Source organism: Prevotella sp. S7 MS 2 (assembly GCF_000762865.1).
GTDB lineage: Bacteria > Bacteroidota > Bacteroidia > Bacteroidales > Bacteroidaceae > Prevotella.
Genome location: NZ_JRPT01000089.1, coordinates 1 through 8,430 on the forward strand (window position 1 = coordinate 1; position 8,430 = coordinate 8,430).

Below are 8,430 nucleotides of genomic sequence, written 5' to 3' on the forward strand. Positions count from 1 at the left end.
CTTCGCATGTACTTTACTTATTTTATAGAGACAACGAAGAGTATGTCAATTTTAATTAGTACCTTTGCACTTCGAAAATTGCCCATAAGGGATTTTATTAAGACAGACAATGAACAATAAGAAACAAAACGCATCTATTCAGATGATAGCTGACTACGATGGAGATATTAGCAAACTATTCGAAACCGATGTTACTGGGCAAATTCCCATTCTAGCCACGCGCAATCTTGTACTCTTCCCCGGTGTTGTTACCCCTATTTTAATTGGTCGTGAAACGAGTCTACAACTCATAAATAGACTCAAAAAGAATCCCGATCAATTCTTTGGAGTATTCAGTCAGCAAGACCCGGACATTGACGAGCCATCAAAAGACGACTTATACGAGTATGGTGTATTTGCAAAATTACTACGCGTCTTAGAGATGCCGGGGCCGGGCAATAATCTTACTGCACTCGTACAGGGCTTTGGACGTTGTCAGTTACAAGCCGTAACCAAAAAGAAACCATACTATGCCGGCACCGTCATTCCTATGCCCGAACAACTTCCAGCAGACAATGACAAGGAGTTTAAGGCTGCCGTAGAAGACTTTAAAAAGAGCACAATAGAATACATTCAACTGAATGACGACATCGCAGATGAAACCCAATATGCGCTAAGTAACATTCAGAATGATACTATCGTAGTGGATTTCATTTGTTCCAATATGCCATTTGCAGTCTCTGACAAGATCAAAATGCTAGAGGCAAATAGCCTGATAGATCGCATATATATTGCATTGAAAGTATTGAATAGAGAAATTCAACTTCTTCAACTGAAGCAAAACATCCGTAGCAAAACTCGTGAAGACCTAGACGAACAGCAGAAAGAATACTTCCTCCAACAGCAAATCAAAAATATCAAAGAAGAACTAGGCAATGGTGATGGTTCTCCTGAGCGACATGAACTCGAAGAAAAGGCGAAGTCAAAGAAGTGGCCTGAAGAAGTAGCCGAGGTCTTCTATAAGGAATTGGACAAGTTGGATATGTACAATCCCCAAAGTCCAGAATACAGCGTTCAGGTGAATTACCTGCAAAATATGGTCAATTTGCCATGGGGAGAATATACAGAAGACGACCTTAGATTGACTCGTGCAGAGCGTATTTTGAACCATGACCACTATGGAATGGAAAAGGTTAAGGAGCGTATTCTCGAATACATATCCGTCTTACAACTACGTGGTGACTTGAAATCTCCAATCATTTGCCTTTATGGTCCTCCCGGAGTGGGCAAGACAAGTCTTGGTAAAAGCATCGCATCTGCCCTTAATCGCAAATATGTTAGAATGTCATTAGGTGGCTTACACGATGAAAGTGAGATTAGAGGACATCGTCGTACCTATGTCGGAGCAATGCCCGGACGCATCATCAAGAGTATTCAAAAGGCCGGTTCTAGCAATCCTGTCTTCATTCTTGATGAGATTGACAAAGTCACTCAAAACACTATCAATGGCGATCCGTCATCAGCTTTGCTCGAAGTTTTGGACCCAGAACAAAACAATGCATTCCATGACAACTATCTAGATGTTGACTATGACCTGTCTAAAGTTATGTTCATAGCCACTGCCAACGACTTAAATACGATTCCACGCCCACTACTCGACCGCATGGAAATCATAGAAGTGAGTGGTTATATCACAGAGGAAAAGATAGAAATAGCAAAGAGACACCTCATTCCAAAGGAACTAGAGAATACAGGATTGATAAACTATCACACTGCAATCAAGTTCAACAAACCGTCTTTGGAGACCATTATTGAACAGTACACACGTGAAAGTGGAGTACGCCAACTAGAGAAGCAAATCAACAAAGCCTTAAGAAAAATGGCTTATGAGAAAGCTGTTCATGGCAGTATTATCTCCCCAAATATCACTCCAACAATAGCTAAAGACCTGTTAGGAAATCCTCCTTTCTATCGCGATATATACCAAGGTAACGATTATGCCGGAGTTGTTACGGGATTGGCATGGACTAGTGTAGGAGGCGAAATACTCTTCATCGAGACCTCATTGAGCAAAGGTAAGGCCGGAAAACTTACATTGACAGGAAACCTTGGCGATGTAATGAAAGAGAGTGCTGTCATTGCTTTGGAGTACGTAAAGGCTCATGTGGACATTCTCGGAGTAGATTACAGAATCTTTGACCAGTGGAATATTCACATCCATGTACCGGAAGGAGCCACGCCAAAAGACGGTCCTTCAGCCGGAATTACCATTGCTACATCTATTGCTTCAGCTCTCACCCAGCGTAAGGTCAGAGAAAATGCAGCCATGACTGGCGAGATTACCCTCCGTGGAAAGGTTCTTCCTGTTGGTGGTATCAAAGAAAAAATCCTTGCAGCTAAGCGTGCCGGCATCACAGACATCGTCATGTGCAAAGACAATCGAAAGGATATAGAAGAGATACCGGAGAAGTATAGAACAGGAGTAGAGTTCCACTATGTGGAGAATGTACAAGATGTATGGGATTTTGCATTGACAGATGAGATGGTTAAGAACCCAATAGACCTGACTGTCAAAGACATAGAAACAACGATAGACAAGTAAGATGAAGTTTGAACTACAACACACCGACAACGCCAGCAACGCAAGAACCGGACTTATCACAACTGCACATGGGCAAATAAAGACTCCTATCTTTATGCCCGTGGGTACTTGTGGCTCTGTCAAGGGAGTACATTTCTCCGAATTAATAGAGCAAGTTCAAGCTCAAATCATATTAGGTAACACCTATCATCTCTACCTACGACCGGGCTTAGAGATTCTTAAAGCAGCCGGCGGATTGCATGGTTTCAACGGTTGGCAACGCCCTATCCTCACCGATTCCGGTGGCTTTCAAGTATTTTCATTGACCGGAATACGCAAGCTAACAGAAGAAGGCTGCGAGTTTCGCTCACACATTGACGGCTCGAAACATATCTTCACGCCTGAGAGTGTCATGGATACCGAGCGTATTATTGGTGCAGACATCATGATGGCTTTCGATGAATGTCCACCCGGGCAAAGCGATTATTCCTACGCAAAAAAGAGTCTTGAAATGACACAACGATGGCTTGACCGTTGTATCAAACGCTTCAATGAGACCCAACCTATATATGGTTATGAACAAGCTCTGTTCCCTATCGTTCAAGGATGCACCTTCAGGGACTTACGAAGTGAAGCTGCTAAATATGTAGCTGATAAAGGTGCTGATGGCAATGCTATTGGTGGACTGGCCGTTGGTGAACCTACCGAAGTCATGTATGAGATGATAGAAGTGGTCAATGAGATTCTTCCAACCGACAAGCCACGCTACCTAATGGGAGTTGGAACCCCACAAAACATCCTCGAAGCCATAGAACGTGGAGTAGATATGTTCGACTGTGTCATGCCGACACGCAATGGGCGCAATGCCATGTTGTTCACTTACGAAGGCACTATCAATATCCGTAATAAGAAATGGGAAATGGATTTCTCCCCTATCGATGCCAGCGGATGCGAGGTAGATAAGATATATACCAAGGCATATCTTCACCATTTGTTTAAAGCTCAGGAATTGTTGGCCATGCAAATAGCTAGCATCCACAATCTAGCATTCTATCTTCGACTGGTAACCGATGCTAGATTCCACATAGAAAAAGGCGACTTTGTGGCTTGGAAGAACTCTATCATCGACCAACTAGGTCGCCGTGTATAAAGACAGAGTATCTATGGAATATTATAAACTCAGAAAACATCACCAGCGTTATCGCGTAGCACGATGGCTCAGCAAGCATCCGACATGGTTCCATAGGATGCTTAAATGGTGTTATGCTCATACTTCGCGACAGAGACAAGCCCTCCGATGGCTTGCCCATCAGTTGCAATGGCTGAGTGTCTTGAATGTTTTCAAATATATCAAACGCTTGGATTGGTATATCATCAAGAAGTTTATTGGTACCTATATATATTCCATTCTGCTGATTATATCCATCTCCATCGTCTTCGACGTCAATGAGAATTTGGCCAAATTTGCGGAATACCATGCCCCCCTACGTGCTATTGTTTTCGATTATTATCTGAACTTTGTGCCCTACTTCGCCAATTTGTTCAGTCCGCTGTTCGTTTTCATAGCCGTCATCTTCTTTACATCCAAGTTAGCCGGAAACTCCGAGATTATCTCTATGCTGGCCGCAGGTATCTCTTTCAAGCGTCTCATGCGTCCATATATGATTTCCTGTGTACTCATTTCAGCGCTTTCTTTCTATCTTACGGCATATGTCATTCCGCACGGAACCGTCATCCGTCAGAATTTCGAGTCAATGTACAAGAACAAAAAGAAGAATACCTCTGCCGATAATGTACAACTCCAAGTGGACAAAGGTACGATAGCCTACATTCAACATTACGACAACAATGCTAAACGTGGCTACGGCTTCTCGCTTGATAAGTTTGAAAACAAAAAACTAGTCAGCCACATGACAGCCGTAGAAATACAATACGACACCATCTCGGAGTCCAAATACCACTGGACAGTGTCCAATTGGAAAATTAGACAACTCAAAGGATTGCGTGAGCACATCACAAGTGGTACAGAAAAAGATACGCTCATCCAAATGGAACCCACCGATCTCGTCTACTCCAAAGGTCAGCAAGAAACGTTTACCAGTCCGGAATTAAAGGAGTACATATCCAAGCAAATCAACCGTGGATCGGGCAATGTGGTTCAATATCAGGTAGAATATCACAAGCGTATTGCCTCTAGTTTCGCCTCCTTTATCCTCACCATCATCGGTCTTTCGCTCTCTTCCAAGAAACGCAAAGGCGGTATGGGTATGTATTTAGGTATCGGACTGGCATTAAGTTTTATTTATATCATGCTGCAAACTGTCTCTGCGACATTTGCTATTCAGGCTAACACGCCCCCCATCATTGCAGCATGGATACCCAATGTTATATTTGCTGTCGTGGCATATTTCTGCTATCGACATGCACCGAATTAAATTAGAATATGAATTTCGACGAATTAAAATTAAATGAGAATGTATTGGATGCCTTATACGATATGCATTTCGACACATGTACACCCGTACAAGAAAACTGTATACCGGAAATATTAAAGGGTAACGATGTGCTAGGCGTAGCACAAACGGGAACCGGAAAGACGGCAGCCTACTTATTACCAATCCTTAGTAAACTTGATGATGGCGGTTATCCTAGCGATGCCATCAACTGTATCATAATGAGCCCGACCCGCGAACTCGCCCAACAGATAGACCAAGCTATGCAAGGTTTCGGGTATTATCTGCAAAGTGTAAGTAGCGTTGCAGTCTATGGTGGCAACGATGGTAACAGATATGATCAGGAACTCAAGAGTCTGCGACTAGGTGCCGATGTCGTTATCGCTACACCGGGACGCCTCATCTCCCACATCAGTCTGGGCAATGTAGACCTTAGCAAAGTATCATTCTTTGTGCTTGATGAAGCCGATAGAATGCTGGATATGGGATTTTCTGAAGATATTATGACCATAGCCAAAGGCCTACCCAAAACATGTCAGACCATTATGTTCTCGGCTACGATGCCTACAAAGATAGAAGAACTGGCCAAAACGCTGCTGAAGAATCCTACAGAAATCAAATTGGCGGTCAGCAAGCCTGCCGAGAAAATCAAGCAAAGTGCCTACATCTGTCACGAAACACAGAAGCTTGGTATCATCAAGAGCATCTTCAAGAGTGGCGACTTGAAGCGTGTCATCATTTTCTGTGGCAGCAAGATGAAGGTAAAGCAAGTCAACGGTGCGCTACAAGATAAGCACATCAACTCAGGAGAGATGCATTCCGACCTAGACCAAGCAGAACGCGACGACATCATGTTCAAATTCAAGAGCGGTCAGCTGGACGTACTCGTGGCTACAGACATTGTCTCTCGCGGTATCGACATCGACGATATTGCCATGGTCATCAACTATGATGTGCCCCATGATGCAGAAGACTATGTTCACCGTATTGGACGTACGGCACGTGCCGACCGAGATGGCCAAGCTATTACATTGGTCAATGATATGGATATATCTTACTTCCAGCAGATTGAGAAATTCTTTGAAAAAGAGATCGTCAAGAACGAATTGCCAAAGGAATTAGGCAATGGGCCGGAATATAAAGCAGACTATCAAAATAGGCGTCAAGGCGATAAGGCGAAGAATAGGCGAAGAAAAGACCGTGAGGTTACGGCGCACAAGCGGAAACCAAGTCGCAAAACTAACGATACCACACCCAATGTAGAGCAGGCAGAAAAGCGTTCTCATCATCCTAAAAGGAATCGTAACCGTCGCGACAACAACAATCCTACCCCTCAATCAGCCCCAAAACAAGGGCAAGGCGATGCTGCTAGTCAAAGCAAAGAATACCGTTCCAAGAAAGATAGACCCAATAAAGCAAGGAGAAATGACAGTGGTTCCGAATTCAAAGAACATAAAAAGAATTATCGTCAAAACAAAAAGCAACGTCCACAAAAGAAGCAAGTTACTGCCCAACAACCAGTAAAACAAGAGGGCGGACTGAAGAAATTCTTTAAACGTATCTTTGGTATCAAGAAATAATAGATTAATTTATCAAGGCAGAAATCCATACTATTGGCTTCTGCCTTTTTCATTTTTAATTTACTGCAACGCCTTTCCAGCATCGCTGCAAAGTTTCGCCAACAATCTTGCAAAGCCCCAGCAGCAATTTTGCAAAGCCTCAGCAGCAATCCAAGTACTTCGATATGCCATTTCCATCATAACTATATCAAATTTCTATCACGCACATTTTAAATAAAGGTAACAGTCTTTATATGCAATTGGAAAAAACAGAAATGTATATATAACAAGGTATATATGTAAATTGATATACGTTTTTGAGCACAGAACTATCTTTTTTCTACTTTTTCATAAAATATTCTTTCTTTTTGTTTTTAATTTAATAGAAATGATTTATCTTTGCAATATCAATAGATAAGAGAATGTTTATGTAGGGCAATAAAAGCTCCATCATCATGCAGGATTCGTTTTACAATTAAATAAAAGACAAGAAGATGAAAGCAACAGAAGTATTAGAGACTCTAAAAAGGAGATTCCCGAATGAACCGGAGTACATTCAGGCTGTGCACGAAGTATTAGTAAGTATTGAGGATGAGTACAATAAACATCCTGAATACGAGAAAGCTAATCTGATAGAACGTCTTTGCATTCCAGATCGTTTGGTACAATTCCGCGTCACATGGGTAGACGATAAGGGCAACGTACAAACCAATATGGGATACCGTATTCAGCACAACAACGTAATTGGTCCGTACAAAGGTGGTCTTCGTTTCCATAAATCTGTAAACCTTTCTATTCTTAAATTCCTTGCTTTCGAGCAGACATTCAAAAACTCACTGACCACTCTTCCCATGGGTGGAGCCAAAGGTGGTTCTGATTTCTCGCCACGTGGCAAATCAAATGCCGAAGTAATGCGCTTCTGTCAAGCTTTTATGAGTGAACTGTACCGCCACATTGGCCCCGACGAAGACGTGCCTGCTGGCGACATTGGAGTTGGTGGACGCGAAGTAGGTTATATGTTTGGCATGTACAAGAAGCTCACCCATCAGTTCCAAGGCATCCTGACCGGTAAAGGTTTAGAATTCGGTGGCTCATTGATTCGCCCTGAAGCAACAGGATATGGAAATGTATACTTCTTGCAAAGCATGCTTGCTACACGCAATGAAAATTTAAAAAACAAAGTTGTATTGGTTTCCGGTTCCGGCAACGTAGCTCAATATACGGTGGAAAAATTGATTCAACTAGGTGCTAAGCCTGTTACACTCTCCGACTCAGATGGATATATTTATGATCCGGATGGAATCACAGCTGAGAAGTTAGCATATGTGATGGAACTGAAAAACGTTGAGCGTGGCCGCATCAAAGAGTACGCAGAGAAATATGGCTGTAAATATGTTGCAGGCGCAAAACCTTGGGCAGAGAAAGCCGACATCGCTACTCCATGCGCTACGCAAAACGAAATCAACGAGGAAGCTGCCAAAACTTTGGTTGCCAACGGAGTGATTGCAGTGAGCGAAGGAGCCAATATGCCCAGCACACCGGAGGCTATTCAGGTATTCCAAGATGCAAAAATTCTCTACTGTCCGGGTAAGGCATCTAACGCAGGAGGCGTAGCTGTATCAGGCCTTGAGATGTCTCAAAACTCTGAAAGAATCCATTGGACACGCGAAGAGGTTGATGCCAAACTCTTCAACATTATGAAAGACATTCATGAGAATTGTGTGAAGTATGGTACACAACCCGATGGTTACATCAATTATGTAAAGGGTGCAAACGTAGCAGGATTTATGAAAGTAGCGAAAGCTATGATGGCTCAAGGTATTGTATAAACGATATTGCGATTAAAATAAATGAGAAA

Annotated in this window: 5 protein-coding genes; all 5 read left to right on the forward strand. The window is 42.7% G+C overall.

Features of this window, described 5'->3' with window-relative positions; all coding sequences use genetic code 11:
• Positions 1-109: 109 nt before the first annotated feature.
• Complete coding sequence (lon, locus tag HMPREF0671_RS11175; RefSeq protein ID WP_036900705.1) at positions 110-2,581, forward strand: endopeptidase La; 2,472 nt, start codon at positions 110-112, stop codon at positions 2,579-2,581.
• A 1-nt stretch (position 2,582) separates the two neighbouring features.
• Positions 2,583-3,710: a tRNA guanosine(34) transglycosylase Tgt gene (gene tgt / locus HMPREF0671_RS11180; protein WP_036900708.1), complete on the forward strand. Its 1,128-nt coding sequence runs from the start codon at positions 2,583-2,585 to the stop codon at positions 3,708-3,710.
• A 13-nt stretch (positions 3,711-3,723) separates the two neighbouring features.
• A complete protein-coding gene (locus HMPREF0671_RS11185; RefSeq protein WP_036900714.1) occupies positions 3,724-4,995 on the forward strand; it encodes an LptF/LptG family permease in 1,272 nt (423 codons plus the stop codon).
• Between the two features lie 8 nt (positions 4,996-5,003).
• Positions 5,004-6,593: a DEAD/DEAH box helicase gene (locus HMPREF0671_RS11190; RefSeq protein WP_036900710.1), complete on the forward strand. Its 1,590-nt coding sequence runs from the start codon at positions 5,004-5,006 to the stop codon at positions 6,591-6,593.
• A 473-nt stretch (positions 6,594-7,066) separates the two neighbouring features.
• On the forward strand, positions 7,067-8,401 hold the full coding sequence (locus HMPREF0671_RS11195; protein ID WP_036900712.1) for an NADP-specific glutamate dehydrogenase: 1,335 nt from the start codon (positions 7,067-7,069) through the stop codon (positions 8,399-8,401).
• The last annotated feature ends 29 nt before the right edge of the window (positions 8,402-8,430 follow it).